Raw genomic sequence first — 15,464 nt, forward strand, 5'->3', positions numbered from 1 at the left:
ATGTCTCCACATCCGCAGATCGGAGACGCGACCATGACGCAAGACAAGACCAAGTTGGCCGTGTACGGGGCCGACAAACCTGTCTGGCGGCCTGTCATCGCAATCGGCCTGTCGACCTTCGCCGTCGTCACGACAGAGATGCTGCCTATCGGACTGCTGACGCCCATGGCAGCCTCGTTCGGCAGTCCTGTCGGCGCGGCCGGCCTGGCCATTTCCCTGCCGGCGCTGCTGGCCGGCCTTTTCGCGCCTGTCGTGCTGGTGGTTTCGGGCGGCATGGACAGGCGTCGCATCCTGATCAGGCTGCTCATCCTGCTGGTGCTCGCCAACCTGGCTTGCGCCGTGGCGCCCTCGATCGGCTGGCTTCTCGCAGCGCGCATTCTGGTCGGCTTTTGCATGGGCGGCGTTTGGGCCATCGCTGGAGGCTCGGCTCCACGCCTCGTTCCGCAGCCGTCACAGGGCATGGCGACCGCCGTCATCTTCGGCGGCGTCGCCGCCGCCTCCGTCTTCGGGGTGCCAACGGGCGCCCTGATCTCGGACCTGGCTGACTGGCGGACCGCCTTTGGCGTCATGGCGGCGTTCAGCGGGCTGGTGCTTCTACTCAATCTCTGGGCTCTACCGCCCCTCCCGGTCCGGCATTCCGTGCGGCCGCGCCAGTTCGTTGAACTGCTGGGACGACCTTCGGTCCGGTTGGGCCTGGGCATCACCCTTCTACTCGTCGCCGGTCACTTCATGGCCTACACCTTCGTGCGGCCCTCTCTACAGATGCTCTCTGGCATCCCGACCCACTGGGTCGGGCTGCTGCTCTTCGCCTATGGCGCTGCCGGCGTGGCGGGCAACTTCATCGCGGGGGCCCTACCCGCACGACGGATCGGCGCAACCCTGATCCTCATTTCGGGCTCTCTGGCCTCAACCCTTTTCGCCTTCCACATCCTGGGAACGACAGCATCAGGAGGAACCCTAGTGCTCATCGTCTGGGGCCTTGCCTATGGGGGCGTTTCGGTGGCCCTTCAGACTTGGATGATGCGGGCCGCTCCTGACGCCATCGAGGTCGCTACCTCGCTCTTCGTCGCCGTCTTCAACCTCGCCATCGCGCTCGGGTCTCTGCTTGGAGGACAGGCGGTGGACCGGCTGGACCTTCAGACAAACATGCTGATGGCGGCCGTACTGACGACAACGGCGCTGGGCCTAGCGCTCGTCGCCCGGCGCTCCCTTGCTCGCAGTAGTCGCTGAAGCGCCTCCGCTCATCCACAAATCCGCACGGTACCTCCATGACGCATCAAAGTTTCCACCTTGGCGACATCCGGCTCCAGTCGGGCCACGACATTCCCGACGCCGTCCTAGCCTATCAGACCCATGGCGCGCTCAATTCGGCCCGGGACAACGCCATCATCTACCCGACATCCTTCGCCGCCACCCACAAAGACGCGGCCTGGCTCATCGGGCCCGGTCGCGCCCTAGACCCCGACCGGTATTTCATCATCATTCCGAACGCCCTGGGCGCAGGCCTGTCCAGTTCCCCGAGCAACCGTCCCGCCTCCATGGCCGGCGATAGCTTTCCTCCTGTCACCATTCGCGACAACGTCCTGCAGCAACATCGCCTGGTGACTGAGCGGTTCGGCATTGATCGGCTTCATATGGCGATCGGCTGGTCCCTGGGGGGATCACAAGCCTTTGAATGGGCGTCAGCCTTCCCCGATCAGGTCGAGAGACTATTCACCTTCCAGAGCGCGGCGCGCACGTCGCGACACTTTTCAATCTTCTTCGACAGCGTTCGCGCTGCGATCATGCAGGATTCGGAATTTCGGAACGGCCTTTACATCCGCCAGCCCGAGCGCGGGCTTCGAACGGCTGCCCGCATATATGCGGCGTGGGGCTTCTCTCAGGCATTCTTCAGACGGCGGCTGGACGAGACCGCGCTTGGATACGCCTCCATGGAGGACTTCTTGACGGACTTCTGGGAAGGCTGGTTCCTCAAACGCGACGCCAACAACCTGCTCGCGCAGATCTGGACAGGCCAACACGCCGACATTAGTGCGAACGAGATCTACCAGGGCGATCTTGATCGTGCGCTCGGCTCGATCCAGGCTGACGCCATTATCATGCCCGCATCGAGCGATCTTTACTTCCCGATCGCAGACGCCGCGGAGGAAGCAAAACGCATTCCCGGAGCTGAGCTTCGCGTCCTGGAAACGGACTGGGGCCACGTAGCGGGTGAAGGCCTCAATGAGGCTGATACGGCTGCACTTGAGCAATCCATCAGCGACCTGCTGAGGCGATGAGCTACGGCTTGATGTCCGCTTTCCACCCCTTCGAGACTTTGGGGCAGCCCGCTTTTCGGCAGCCTGCCCCATGCCGGCTCAAAGATCGATCTGCTCCGAAATCTCCAACGCGTCGTCCACCTCGATGCCGAGATATCTGACGGTGCTCTCGAGCTTTCCGTGGCCGAGGAGGAGCTGGCAGGCGCGTAGGTTTCCGGTCTTCTTGTAGATCAAGGCCACCTTGGTCCGTCGAAGGCTGTGGGTGCCATAGGCGCTTGGGTTCAGGTCAATCATCCTCACCCAGGCATCGACCAGTCGAGCGTACTGCCGTGTGCCTATGTGCTCTCCATCTCGGCTGCGGCTGGGGAAGAGCCAGTCGTCACGCCGTGGCCCTCTGCGCTCTAGCCAGTGAGCCAAAGCTTCTCTCGCGGCCTCCGTGATCTCGAACGGCACCGGCCGACCGGTCTTTTGCTGGACGATGGTCGATCGCTGGCGAATGACGCCGCCCTGAGCGATATCGCCGAGCCGGAGCTTCACCAGATCACAGCCCCGAAGTTTCGCGTCCAACGCGATGTTGAACATTGCCAAATCACGGATCAATCCTACGGACTTGAGATGCTGTCGGATCGCCCAGATGTGCTTTGGCTTGAGTGGGGCCTTGGCGCCTGTCATTCGACCAGCGTTCCAGGGCTTGCGAGGTAAACGAAACAGATCGGGCTGGCTCATGGACACCTCCCACGATCAACGCCCCCTCCTCAGGATACGCTCCAGAGAGCGCAGATGCGCCAGCAGCGGACATAGACTAGCTATCCGGCTCCAGACATTCAGCTTGGTCAATTTCGGCCCTTTGATTCAGTATTGGGTCGGTCGCACGAGCAAGGCTTCCCCTCGTAGGCCCCAACTTCTAGCGTCGGGTGATGGACCACCTCCAACTCGACTTCGGATGGCGATCGGCTCTGCTCGGCTTAATGGCCGTCCAGATCATCACCCTCGCCATCGCCCTCGTCACCGCCTCAACCCGACGGACGGCCAACCGCGTTTTGGCCAGCGCCCTCTTGGTCATTGCAGGACTTCTGATCCCGTACGCCATCGGGTTCGCGGGCGCATACGATCTCTGGCGCGGCCTGACCCTCGCGCCCTTCGCCATCCCCCTGGCTCTAGGCCCCATGCTTTACGCCTATGCCCATGCGCTACAGGCCGGTCGCCTGCCTCGCCGCATGGCCTGGCACGTGGCCCCGCCGCTCGTGCAGTTCCTCTATTTCGGGGCCTGCTTCCTCCTGCCGCTGGACATTAAATGGGCTTGGTACACAGGCGTTCACCGCGAGGTGGCGGCCCCGGTCCTCGACGTGCTCGCCATGGCCAGCCTCGGCGCCTACGCCTGCGCCATCGGCCGGGTGCTCACGGACTATCGCCGTCGGTTGGCCGACGCCCGCAGCGACGACGACCTGTTCTCCGCGCGCTGGCTTGGGCGAGTGCGGGCCGCCATCGTCCTCGGCCTCCTCGTCGAGGTCGGTTTCTGGCTTTGGTCCGCCGTGACCGGCGGCATCGACTATTTCCAACAGGCCGGCCTATATTTCGCGCTCGGCGCTCTTGGCCTTTATCTCGGGGTTTCGGGCTGGCGCCACGCCGGCCTCCCGGAGACGTTCGTCCCTGAAGATCCGCCTGCGGCTGACGATCCCGCGCGCATCGCGCCTGACTGGGGCGCCATCGCCGCCGACTTCGCGGCCCGCACCCACGCGGAAGGCTGGTGGCGCGAGCCGGCGCTGACCATGCCGCGTCTGGCCCGGTGTTTGGGCACCAACAGCGGGCGGCTGTCCCGAGCGATCAACCTCGGGCTCGGCGTCAACTTCTCCACCTTCGTCAATGGTCTCAGGGCCGAGGCCGTGGCTGAGGCGCTCGCGGCCCGCACGGACACAGATCTCCTCGACCTGGCGTTCGAGATGGGCTTCGCCTCCAAGGCCAGTTTCAACCGCGCCTTCCAGGCCCGCTATGGCCTGCCGCCCTCCCGGTACCGCCAACAGGTCTCAGATCCTGCTTTTGTAGCGCCCGACGACGATCTGAGGCGCGCAAAGGCGTGAGGCCGCACATCCTCGACACCATCGAGATCGAGGATGCCCCATGACGTCGCTGAACCGCCGCCGCCTTCTGCAAGTGTCTGCGGGCCTATCCCTCGCCTCCGCATGTCCGGCCTGGGCGCAGTCCCGGTCCGACGACTGGAGCGGCGATGTCGCCATCCTGCGCGAGGTCTGGGAGGCCATGCATCCGGGAATCTACCGCTACAGCACGCCTGCCGAGATCACGACGCGCCTCGACACGCTTGCCGAGACCTGGCGGGCGCCAGGGTCGTTTCGTGAGCGCTTCCTGGCCCTGACGCGGGTCACCGCCTCGATCCGCTGTGGTCACACCTATCCCAGCCCGTACAACGGTGACGACGCCATGGTCGCGGCCATGTACCCGGACCGGTCGCTCGTGCCGTTCCGCTTTCGCTGGATCGACGGTCGCATGGTGGTAACGCAGGATCATACGCCCGCCAGCGCCCTGCCGCGAGGGACGGTGGTCACCGCCATCGACGGCGTCGCCACCAAAGCCCTCCTGGCCCGCCTTGTCCCGCTCGCCCGCGCCGACGGCGGCAACGACGCCAAGCGGATCAATCTGATGGAGGTTCGCGGCGAAGACCGGTTCGAGACCTTCGACATCCATCTGCCGCTCATCCTGCCGCTGAAGGACGAGGCCGCCTTCACCCTCGCGGACGGACGGATCGTGCGCGCGCCGCTGCTCACGCTTGCGGAGCGGCAGTCCCGCCTCGCGCCGTCGGCCAGCCCGACCCGCGACGCCAATCCCTGGACGCTGGAAAGCCTGCCCAATGGCGTCCGCCGCTTGACCATGCCCAGCTGGGCCCTATTCAACTCGACCTTCGCCTGGGAGGCCTGGCTGGGCGAGACCATGGACGCCTTGAGCTCACAGCGGGCGCGGGGCCTGATCATCGATCTGCGCGGCAACGAGGGCGGTCTCGACTGCGGCAACCTCATCCTCAGCCGCTTGATCGACCGCGACCTGCCCCTGTCGCGCAACCAGCGCTGGACCCGCTACCGCAGCGCCCCTGCATCGGTTCGGCCCTATCTCCACACCTGGGACCGCAGCTTCCTCGACTGGGGTGATCAGGCCCAACCCTCCACCGAACGCCCCGGCTTCTACCGACTGACCCGCTACGACGATGATGCGGAGGGCACGGTCATCCGACCGGCCGGAACTCGCTTCACGGGACCGGTCGCGGTTCTCTGCGACGCCTCCAACAGCTCCGCCACCTTCGGCTTCGCGCAGGCTGTGCAACAGAGCGGCGCCGCCAAGCTGATCGGCCAGCCGACCGGCGGCAACCGGCGCGGCATCAACGGCGGCACCTTCTTCTTCCTCAAACTTCCGGCATCGGGCATCGAGATAGACCTGCCGCTGATCGCCAATTTCCCCGACACGCCCCAACCGGACGCCGCGATCCAGCCCCACGTCTTGGTTCAGACGACGGCCGACGACATCGCCTCGGGCCGGGATCCGCAGATGGCGGCGGCAACGTCCTTGGTCATGGAGAGATGATAGGAACTCGGCACGGTGAACTCACAAGGCTGTTGTGATCCACGGCGTCCCCAAGGACTCCAAGCGGTCAGTCTTGATCGGATATTGAAGTCGGAAACGCGCCATGAGCGGACATTGACGTCTAACCGGAAAGCAGACCTTCAGGTTTGTCGATGGCGAAGCGTATCCACCACAACCTGGAAAGCTGCGAGGTTCTGACGACGGCTGGGGTAGTAGAGGAAATAGCCGTCGAACATGGGGGACCAGTCGTCGAGAATGAGGTCCAGCTCGCCTGACGCGATGCGGGTTGCGACAATGTCTTCCGGCACATAAGCGATCCCCAGCCCGCAGACTGCGGCGTCGATCATGGCGTAGGAGTTGTTGAAGGTGACCTGGCCGTCGACGCGGACGCGCAGCGCCTGACCATCTTTCTCGAACTCCCAAGCATAGAGGCTGCCCGCCGACTCGTGACGCATGTTGATGCATGAATGGGCGACGAGGTCCTTGGGATGAACCGGCCTGCCGCGTTCGGCCAGGTAGCCGGGTGAGGCGACGGCAACGAGCCGCCAATCGGGGCCGATACGGACGGCGATCATGTCTTTCTCGACGCTCTCACCGAGGCGGACACCGGCATCGAACCGCTCCTCGACGATGTTTCGGAAAGTGCTGTCGAGGATCAGTTCAACCTTGATGTCGGGATAGGCGGCGAGCACCGGCTTCAGCTTGGGCCAGACCACGCTGTCCAGAGCATGATCGGACAGGGTCAACCGGATGGAGCCCGCCGGTCTGTCCCGCACGCTGGTCAGGCTTTCGATCTCCTGCTCGATCTCGGCCAGGCGTGGGGTGATGGTCTGTAGCAGACGCTCACCCGCCGACGTGGGCGCGACGCTGCGGGTCGTGCGGGTCAGCAACCGGATGCCGAGGCGCGTCTCAAGCTGCCGGATGGCATGGCTGAGGGTGGACTGCGCCACGCCGATCCGGGCGGCGGCTTTCGTGAAGCTGCGTTCCTCGGCGACGATTTGGAACCAGGTCAGCTGGTTCAGGTCTGGTCCGGCCATGGACGGCCTCCTCGATTAATCGTCTGCATCGATTAGTTCATGCCGATCTCCATGGCTAATCGCTTTGAACGCCAGAGCCTAGTTTGTCCCTCGACGAATGAGGGAGACGACCATGCTCGCGGCCACCACACCACCATCCGACGCTGCGACGCCGACCGCCGCCTGGAGCGCGGTGCTGTCGATGGCGCTTTGCGTGGCTTTGCTGATCGCTTCGGAGTTCATGCCGGTCAGCCTGCTGACGCCCATGGCCCAAGGCCTCGGCGCCTCGGTCGGGCAGACCGGTCAGGCCGTCTCGATCAGCGGCCTGTTCGCTGTCATCGCCAGTTTGGGGGTGAGCACGGTCGCGGGTCGGCTGAACCGCAAATGGGTTCTCGTCGGCCTGACGGGTCTGATGGGCGCTTCGCTGGTGCTAGTTGCCGCAGCGCCCAACTTCGAGGTCCTGTTGGCCGGGCGCGCCTTACTGGGTCTCTGCATCGGCGGGTTCTGGGCGTTGGCGACAGCCGTCATCATGCGGTTGGTTCCGACGGCGGACGTGCCCCGCGCCCTAGCCCTGATGTATGGCGGACAGGCCATAGCCGCCGCCTTCGCCGCGCCGATCGGCAGCTATTTTGGCGGCCTGTTTGGCTGGCGCGAGGTCTTCTGGGCGCTGACGCCTCTCGTGGCCGCCAATCTCGTCTGGCACCTCGTCGCCCTGCCGTCGCTGCCCGCCCGTGGACAGCGAGGCATCGGCAATATGCTTGACCTCATACGTCGCCGCTATTTCCTGGTCGGCCTGATCGCCTCGATGCTGTCTTGGGGATCGGCCTTCACGCTTTTCACCTATCTGCGGCCCTTCCTCGAACAGGTCACGGGCGTGGGCGTCACCGGCCTGTCGATTCTGCTGCTCGCGCTCGGTTGCGCCGGCTTCGTCGGCACGTGGGCCTCAGGCCGCTTCATCAAGGGTGACGTGTCCAGGCTTCTGCGCCTGCCGGCCCTGGTCATGGGCGCGGTGACCGCAGGCCTTCTGGTCGTCGGCGGCTGGCCGATCGCGGCGGGCGTTCTCCTGATCGTCTGGGGCGCGATGAACACCGCCATGTCGGTGATCTGGATGACCTGGATGTCGCAGAACGCAGAGGACGCGCCCGAAGCCGCCGGCGGGCTGATGGTCGCCGCCGTCCAGGCCTCGATCCTACTGGGCGCGGTCATCGGCGGCCTGCTGCTCGACCACTTCTCGATCAATGCCGTCCTGGTCGCCAGCGTCGCCTTGGCCGTCATCGCCGTCCTGATCGTCCGCGACGGCCGCGCCCTTCTGAAACCCCGCTGAACACAGCCCTCGGAGCCCGACGTGACCCACACTTCCCCCGATCTTCAGACCCGGACGTCTGCCGCGATGGACCGTCGCGGCCTGATGAAACTGACCGGCGCCGGCGTGACCGCCTTGGCCGCCGCATCGCTCCTCCCGATCTCCAATGCAAAGGCACAGACCATGACCAGCGACTGGGACAAGGTGTTCCCCCGAGACAATGCTGTCGATCACCAGAAGGTCAGCTTCACCAACCGCTACGGCATCACCCTGAGCGGCGATCTCTACCGGCCCAAGGGTCGCGACGGGCAACGCCTGGCGGCGCTCGCGGTCGGCGGTCCGTTCGGCGCGGTCAAGGAGCAGTCGTCAGGCCTCTACGCCCAGACGATGGCGGCGCGGGGTTTCGTCGCCCTGGCATTCGATCCGTCGTTCACCGGCGAGAGCGGCGGACAGCCCCGAAACGTCGCCTCGCCCGACATCAACACCGATGACTTTATGGCGGCGGTCGACTTCCTCGGCCTGCACCCCTCGGTCGATCAGGAACGGATCGGCGTCATCGGCATCTGCGGCTGGGGCGGCATGGCGTTGAACGCGGTCGCGACCGACAAACGCGTCAAGGCCGTCGCAACCAGCACCATGTATGACATGAGCCGGGTCATGTCGCGCGGCTACGACGACAGTGTGACCCTCGAACAGCGGGCGCAGTCGCTGGAGCAGATGAGCCGCCAGCGCTGGATCGATGCCCGCAACGGCGGCCCCGCCTACGGTGCTGCCGCCAACGAGCTGAAGGGCGGCGAACCGCAGTTCCTGGTCGACTATCACGCCTACTACATGACGCCGCGTGGCTATCACGCGCGCGCGGTCAACTCCGGCAACGCCTGGTCGGTCACGACCCCGCTGTCCTTCATGACCTTCCCGCTGATGACCTACATCGCGGAAATTTCGCCACGCCCGATCCTGCTGATCCACGGCGAGAACGCCCACTCGCGCTACTTCAGCGAGACGGCCTTCGCGGCGGCGGCCGAGCCGAAGGAACTGCTGATCATTCCGGGCGCCAGCCACGTCGATCTCTACGACCGCGTCGATCTGATCCCGTTCGATCGGCTGGCGCGCTTCTTCGAGGAGCACCTGTCGTGATCGGCTCGATTGTTTCAGCCACAGCCGCCCTGTTGGGCGGAGAGCTCCCCATACAGACGCAAGGAAACGCACCCGTCATGGAAATCACCCGCAAGGCCGACCAGGCCACCGTCGACGGTCCGGCCGAATGGTTCACCGGCCGCGTCGCCATCAGCGGCCAGTTCCAGCGCGAGGCGCCGTCGCGCGTCGGCGGTGCCATCGTCCACTTCGAGCCCGGAGCCCGCACCGCCTGGCACGTCCATCCGCTGGGCCAGACCCTGATCGTCACCGATGGCGTCGGCTGGACCCAGATCGAGGGTGGGCCGAAGCTGGAGTTCCACGCTGGCGACGTCCTGTGGTGCCCGCCTGAGCACAAGCACTGGCACGGGGCCACACCGCACGCGCCCATGACCCATATCGCCATTCAGGAAAGCCAGAACGGCTCCCCCGTCACCTGGATGGAGCAGGTCACGGACGAACAGTATCTCGCCGACAACTCGGTGACCGCAGCAGAGGCAGACCAATGACCGACAACATCGCCGGCAAGACCGTGATTATCACAGGCGCGTCCTCCGGCATGGGCGCAGCGGCAGCCCGCCACCTGGCCGCGAAGGGGGCCAACGTCGTCCTCGGCGCCCGCCGCACCGATCGCATCGAGGCTCTCGTGGCCGAGATCACCGACGCAGGCGGCAAGGCCATTGCCGTGGCGACAGACGTGACGAAGCGCGATGACCTGAAGCGTCTGGTCGATGCGGCGATCAAGGCCTACGGGCGGGTCGATGTGCTGATCAACAACGCCGGGGTCATGCCCCTGTCACCGCTGGAACGCGTCAAGGTCGATGAATGGGACCAGATGATCGACGTCAATCTGAAAGGCGTGCTCTATGGCGTCGCGGCCGCACTTCCCCGCATGATCGCCCAGAAGTCCGGCCACATCATCAACGTCTCGTCGGTCGCGGGCCACAAGCTGTTCGGCGGTTCGGCCGTCTATTCCGCGACCAAGTTCGCGGTGCGCGCCCTGTCCGAAGGCCTGCGTCAGGAGATGGCGCCCCACAACATCCGCACCACCATCATCTCCCCCGGCGCGGTCAAGACAGAACTCCTCGACCACATCAGCGAGACGGACGTCCAAAAAGCCAATCAGGACTACGTCGGCCAGATCGGCGTACCTGCCGAAACCCTGGCGCGCTTGGTGGCCTTCGCCATCAACGAACCCCAGGATGTCGGCATCAACGAGATCCTTTTCCGACCCACTGCCCAAGAACTCTGAGTCCCTTCAAAACCGCCTACCGGGTGATCGCCCAAGGCACCCGGTAGGCGGTTGTTGAAAGGTGCTGGCCAAGGTCGCAGAAGCGCCATAGACAGACATTGGCTACCAGCCGATTTCCGGACATCCCATGGACACTCGCAAGTAAGCTCCCGACCCATGCGGACATCTCGGGTCCTCGCCACAGTTCGGCATGATGGGGGTGCCGGTATGGTGACGAATGATAAAACGCAGATACCCCGCACTATCGGAAGAGCTAACCGGCAAGCGCTCAAATACATGCTAGGCTGGCACGACCTTCTCTTCGTCATAATGTGCCGGCTCGCCGTCGTTAGACGGCATTGTCGCCCCCTTGGCCACTTCCTGACGGGCGGCTTCGATTGCGTCAGCAATCGCAAAAAGCTCGTCTCTTTGAGGCGAGGGCAGCAGCTCCTCGAATGTTGCTTGGTTGACGAGCGCGATCAGCTTGTCGATGTCCTTTCCACCGTGGCCGGCGGGTAAGTAGGCTTCCAAGGTACCCTCTTTAAGAACGTAGATGTCGTCTGCGCGCTGGCTGTCGATGAACGCGTTGATCGATCCCCGCTCTTCAACCGAAAGATTTGGCTTTAGCTTCGTCCGAATGGATTTGATGCGTTCCCATTCTTCGGAAGATCCTACCCACTTACCTTCCTTGATCGTGGCATCGAACATCGACACGATTTTCTCGCCATCGATGCTGCTTGGATCGCCGATGGCTTCCTTCACCTTTTTGGCGTTCACACCCATCATAGACTTGATGTCGTCCGTTCCGATCTGCTGGATGTAGTCGAAATCCGCGACCAAAATGCTTCGCACCCCACACGCCTTCAGAAGCGACGTGTAGTGGCCGAACATCATTTTTCCATGCACCGCCACGACTTCAACCGTCGCGCCCCCGCCGCCAGCCTTCGCTTCTCGGCTGGCGAGTAGCGCCTCCATCACCATGCGGTCGCTCGGGCCTTCAACGAGCACGACGATGTCGGCGAAGAATATCCGCTCGTTGTTTTGGCTGTTGATGGCATCGAAGCGGTGCTTTGTGCCAGGCAAGCCTTTCGGTTCCAAGCGGACTACACGGCTGCGCTGCTTCTCGGCAAAAACACGTGACACGTATTGGATGGATGTGGGTGAAATGAATGTCGGCGAATGAGTCGCCATGATGAACTGGTTGCCGGTTTCGGCGCTGAGCTGTTCGAACAGGTTCAGCAGCGCCTTCTGCCACCGAGGATGCAGATGCAACTCTGGCTCGTCGATCACGATCAACGCATCACGGATATCCAGAGCATAGATCGCCAAGAGATACGTGAGCAGCTGCCGTTCTCCGGAAGAAGCATTGCCTATTCGGAACGCCGACCCCTGCTTCTCGAGCAGGATCGTATAGGTGTTGTTGTCAGCGTTGATGCACTCCACGCTCCACTCATAGCCAAGCGCCTTAAGTGCTTTCGTAAGTCGCTCCATGTTCGGTTCGGACTTGAGTTTGGAAAGAGCCCCCGCGCCATGAGTTTGCTCCAGGCGTCGATGCTGCTGTGCGATAGTAGCGATAGCGCGACTGGATATGCTGCCAGCAAATTTCGACGTCATGGCGTCTGATTGCTTCTTCATGTCCCACGTATTGACGTTCGCGAGAACAACTTCAGCGCTCACATCTTGCGCTGACCGATTCACCGGTAGGTATAGCAATGTTTCGCGAAGTTGCTCCTCGCCAAGTATGCGGCGGAGTGAGTTGTCGGACTCATAAGCTTGAAGGTATGCGAAGAATAATTTCTCAGCATCCGTAGTTGGTGCGGCACTTCCATCACTGATCGTCAGAGCGACCCGATCACCAACCTTCACGCTGCCAGTGTTCCACTCATCTGCACCGGCGCTGCGACTGCCGTTGACGTTTCGCTTTTCCGATTTGAGAAGTCGCTTTGAATCCGCCTTGATCTTAGAAATGTTCTCAATGTCGTGGGCGGTCGCCTCAAATTCTATTGTTATGATTTGAGAGGCGTCTTCCGACCCCGAATGACGATCGAGCTGAGTTGAGCTGAGCTGGTCATTATGCATGAAATCATAGTAATATTGGTCGTTGGGTTGCGGGTTATGCCGCGCATACACAGGAGGCATTAGATAGCGTTTGATCGAAATTATGATGGCATCAAGGAGGTTCGTCTTACCGCCACCGTTCGGGCCTACCAAGATTGCAATCTCACCATCGACTTGCAGGACTTGCTTCTCAAGAAAGCTGCGAACATTGGAAACTTGAACCGAACGGATCTTCATTGATTTTTCTTCTCTTGGTTGCGAGGCATTGAACTTCATCCAGAAAAACCCTGCAACGGATAAACTTGGGCGGAGCGCTAGGTGCGAACTGGCCATCCAACACACAAAGGAGAGCCTGATTTTACCGCTCGGAAAGATCGGCTCCACAAGCCGCCATTCGGACCGGCAAACTTCCCGATCGAGAAGAGCGGCCTCGAATCCCAAAACGCTCGCCACCGGATGGCGCGATCGGAATCCTGGCCAAACTACCCCGGCCAGGCACTGGCAGGAATTGGTCACGCCCACGTAGAGGGCCAGATGCCAGTCGACGAAAAGCAGACATGTTCAACATCCGCTTTGAGTCAGAAGCGGACGTTGTGCTGATCGGAAAAGTAGTGCGACTGGCTGTCGCGCATTTTTCGAACGAGGGTTCCGGAGTCGCGTCACTTATTCGAATATGTGCGAATCCGGGGCCTTACCGATTACGGATGTATCGGTCGCAGGGTTTGCGATCAGTGACACTAATCGGCTTTCCTGCGCCCGCTTCTGGATCGTCACCGGCGTCTTCGCGCGTGGAGGTTGCCGCGTCAGTCTGACGCCCTTCAGCCACAGCTTGAGCGCCTCGTAGTGGATGGCAGTGACCACCTTGAAGGTCATCAACGGGATCGCGGCTGTAGCCGCCGCGATATGACGGTCGTCGATGGTCCGGCGTTCAGCCTCCATTGACGCCGTGATTAGCACGCCGTCGTCATCAAGGCCGTCGATCGTCATGTCGAGCCGTTCAGCCGGTAAGTGGCCGCGGAACCTGTAATCCATTTCCATGCCCATGAAGGGCGAGACATACAGCGCCTTGGCGGCGCCCTGTCGGATCAGGCCGGACGCTTGATCTTCGGCCGGCACGGGAATGACGTAGGCGTGGCGGATGCCGAAGGTGCTGGTCACTTCGTACACCATTGCCACGAGTCGGCCGTCCGGCTGGTGGCAATAGTAGAGACTGATCGGGTTGAAGACGTAACCCAGCACGCGCGGCATGGTCAGCAAACGGATCGGGCCTCCGTCGAGGTCGATGCCTGCGCGGTTCATCCAGGCCTCGACCTGAGGCCGCAAGGCGCCGGAACCGTCGCCATAATCGCCGTCGTGGAAAGACAGCAGGTTGAAGCGATTGCGCGAGAACAGTCGCAGGCTTCTATCGAGATCGTCGATCTCGGCCAGATCCAGCAGCAGCCAGAAAACGCGATAGTTCAGCTGGTGCGTCTTGGGACGCAGGCGTCGGTGCATCACCCGGCCGCGATAGAGGGCCGAGGCCTGGGTCACGCGGCCTGCTCGAATACGGGTATCGGCAGCGGCGACAGATGGATGCGGCCGCTCTCGTTCAGGACCGACCAGGGCCGACGGACGTCGCCGAGCTGCTCTGCGACGGCCAGGCCGGATTGCAGCCCATCCTCGTGGAAGCCGGCGCCGAAGTGGGCGCCGCAGAACCAGACGCCCCCCTGCCCCTGCAAGCTCCACAACGCCTTTTGGGCCTGGATGGCGGCGGGATCGAAGACGGGATGTTCGTAGAGTTCGCTGCGCAACAGGGTGTCGGCGCGCGGCGGGCGCGGCGGGTTCAGCGTGACGAACAGGTCGTCGCCCGGCAGGCCCTGAAGCTTGTTCATCCAGTAGGTGACGCAAAGACCATCGTCCGCGCCGATATAGTTCCAGCTAGCCCAGGCGCGACGACGACGCGGCATCAGGCTGGCGTCCGTATGCAGGACCGTCAGGTTGCGGCTGTAACGGAAGGCGCCCAGCAGGGCTTTTTCCCGGGCCGTGGGTTCCGCCAGCATGGCCAGGGCCTGATCGGCGTGGGCGCCGATCACTACCTGGTCGAAGCGTTCTACGCCCCCCTGGCTGTCATGGACGAAGACGCCCTCCTCCGTGCGTCGCACCGATGTCACGCCGCGATCCAGGCGAACGTCGTCGATGGCGCGCGCCAGATGTTCGACATAGACCCGGCTGCCGCCCTCGACGGTGCGCCACATGGGGCGTCCCACCAGTTTCAGCAGGCCGTGATTGCCGCAGAAGCGGATGAAGGACTCGGCCGGATAGTCCATCAACGTGTGCGCCGGCGACGACCAGATGGCGGCGGCCATGGGCAGCAGATGGTCGTCGCGGAACGCCTCGCTGAAGCCTTCACGCTTGAGATAGTCACCCAGGGTCAGCGACGGATCGGACATGCCGGCCAGATCCTTGGGCGCATCACGATAGAAGCGCAGGATCTCGCTCAGCATCGACCAGAACCGTGGCCGCAGCGCATTGCGACGCTGGGCGAACAGACCCGGCGCGGCATATTCGAACCGGCCGTCGTCCAGCGAGACGGCGAACGACATGTCGGTGGCGCGGGTCGCGATGCCCAGATGTTCGAACAGGGCGATCAGATTGGGATAGGTCGCATCGTTGAAGCAGATGAATCCGGTATCGACGGCGATATCGCCTGACGGCACGCCCGCCGTCACGGTGTTGGAATGGCCGCCCAGCCGATCGGCCTTCTCGTAGATCGTCACCTGATGTCGCTGGGACAGAAGCCAGGCCGACGACAGGGCGGCCACGCCGGAGCCGATGACGGCGATCTTCAGGCGATCGGCAGACGGATTCGCGGGCGACAGGGACATAGGAACTCCGAA

The 15,464-nt window shown here is 63.2% G+C and carries 13 protein-coding genes; 8 read left to right on the plus strand and 5 right to left on the minus strand.

Annotated features, from left to right (window positions below):
* Nucleotides 1–33: 33 nt before the first annotated feature.
* Nucleotides 34–1,230 (plus strand): MFS transporter, encoded by a 1,197-nt coding sequence (locus CHRYSEO8AT_RS15090; protein WP_159851379.1) that lies wholly within the window; start codon nt 34–36, stop codon nt 1,228–1,230.
* Between the two features lie 38 nt (nt 1,231–1,268).
* The gene (locus tag CHRYSEO8AT_RS15095; protein ID WP_159851380.1) at nt 1,269–2,279 is read left to right on the plus strand and encodes an alpha/beta fold hydrolase; all 1,011 of its coding nucleotides are present in this window, start codon (nt 1,269–1,271) and stop codon (nt 2,277–2,279) included.
* A gap of 78 nt (nt 2,280–2,357) precedes the next feature.
* Here the strand turns inward: CHRYSEO8AT_RS15095 and CHRYSEO8AT_RS15100 are convergent, their stop codons facing one another.
* The gene (locus CHRYSEO8AT_RS15100) at nt 2,358–2,984 is read right to left on the minus strand and encodes a tyrosine-type recombinase/integrase (protein WP_159851381.1); all 627 of its coding nucleotides are present in this window, start codon (nt 2,982–2,984) and stop codon (nt 2,358–2,360) included.
* Between the two features lie 191 nt (nt 2,985–3,175).
* Here CHRYSEO8AT_RS15100 and CHRYSEO8AT_RS15105 point away from each other — a divergent pair, with 191 nt between their 5' ends.
* Both CHRYSEO8AT_RS15105 and CHRYSEO8AT_RS15110 read left to right on the plus strand, forming a co-directional pair.
* Nucleotides 3,176–4,336, plus strand: coding sequence for a helix-turn-helix domain-containing protein (locus CHRYSEO8AT_RS15105; protein WP_159851382.1), 1,161 nt, complete (start codon nt 3,176–3,178; stop codon nt 4,334–4,336).
* A 40-nt stretch (nt 4,337–4,376) separates the two neighbouring features.
* A complete protein-coding gene (locus tag CHRYSEO8AT_RS15110; RefSeq protein WP_159851383.1) occupies nt 4,377–5,846 on the plus strand; it encodes a S41 family peptidase in 1,470 nt (489 codons plus the stop codon).
* Nucleotides 5,847–5,986: 140 nt separating this feature from the next.
* On the opposite strand, the gene CHRYSEO8AT_RS15115 is transcribed toward CHRYSEO8AT_RS15110, so the two are convergent.
* A complete protein-coding gene (locus CHRYSEO8AT_RS15115) occupies nt 5,987–6,883 on the minus strand; it encodes a LysR family transcriptional regulator (RefSeq protein ID WP_159851384.1) in 897 nt (298 codons plus the stop codon).
* Nucleotides 6,884–6,995: 112 nt separating this feature from the next.
* On the opposite strand from CHRYSEO8AT_RS15115, the gene CHRYSEO8AT_RS15120 reads away from it, so the two are divergent.
* The 4 genes from CHRYSEO8AT_RS15120 (at nt 6,996) to CHRYSEO8AT_RS15135 (ending at nt 10,551) form a co-directional block, all read left to right on the plus strand.
* A complete protein-coding gene (locus tag CHRYSEO8AT_RS15120; protein ID WP_159851385.1) occupies nt 6,996–8,186 on the plus strand; it encodes an MFS transporter in 1,191 nt (396 codons plus the stop codon).
* Nucleotides 8,187–8,207: 21 nt separating this feature from the next.
* A complete protein-coding gene (locus CHRYSEO8AT_RS15125) occupies nt 8,208–9,302 on the plus strand; it encodes an alpha/beta hydrolase (RefSeq protein ID WP_236547570.1) in 1,095 nt (364 codons plus the stop codon).
* A gap of 77 nt (nt 9,303–9,379) precedes the next feature.
* Complete coding sequence (locus CHRYSEO8AT_RS15130; RefSeq protein ID WP_159851386.1) at nt 9,380–9,808, plus strand: cupin domain-containing protein; 429 nt, start codon at nt 9,380–9,382, stop codon at nt 9,806–9,808.
* A complete protein-coding gene (locus tag CHRYSEO8AT_RS15135) occupies nt 9,805–10,551 on the plus strand; it encodes an SDR family oxidoreductase (protein WP_159851387.1) in 747 nt (248 codons plus the stop codon). Before CHRYSEO8AT_RS15130 ends, CHRYSEO8AT_RS15135 begins: the two co-directional genes overlap by 4 nt.
* A 279-nt stretch (nt 10,552–10,830) precedes the next feature.
* Here CHRYSEO8AT_RS15135 and CHRYSEO8AT_RS15140 read toward each other — a convergent pair whose 3' ends face one another.
* The 3 genes from CHRYSEO8AT_RS15140 to CHRYSEO8AT_RS15150 form a co-directional block, all read right to left on the minus strand.
* On the minus strand, nt 10,831–12,864 hold the full coding sequence (locus CHRYSEO8AT_RS15140; RefSeq protein WP_159851388.1) for an ATP-dependent endonuclease: 2,034 nt from the start codon (nt 12,862–12,864) through the stop codon (nt 10,831–10,833).
* Nucleotides 12,865–13,251: 387 nt separating this feature from the next.
* Nucleotides 13,252–14,118 (minus strand): DUF1365 domain-containing protein, encoded by an 867-nt coding sequence (locus tag CHRYSEO8AT_RS15145; protein ID WP_159851389.1) that lies wholly within the window; start codon nt 14,116–14,118, stop codon nt 13,252–13,254.
* Nucleotides 14,115–15,452, minus strand: a complete 1,338-nt coding sequence (locus tag CHRYSEO8AT_RS15150) for an NAD(P)/FAD-dependent oxidoreductase (protein ID WP_159851390.1) — start codon at nt 15,450–15,452, stop codon at nt 14,115–14,117. The genes CHRYSEO8AT_RS15145 and CHRYSEO8AT_RS15150 overlap by 4 nt, the downstream gene beginning before the upstream one ends.
* Between the last annotated feature and the right edge of the window lie 12 nt (nt 15,453–15,464).

Origin of the sequence: Brevundimonas sp. G8 (genome assembly GCF_902506205.1) — a bacterium.
Lineage (GTDB): Bacteria > Pseudomonadota > Alphaproteobacteria > Caulobacterales > Caulobacteraceae > Brevundimonas.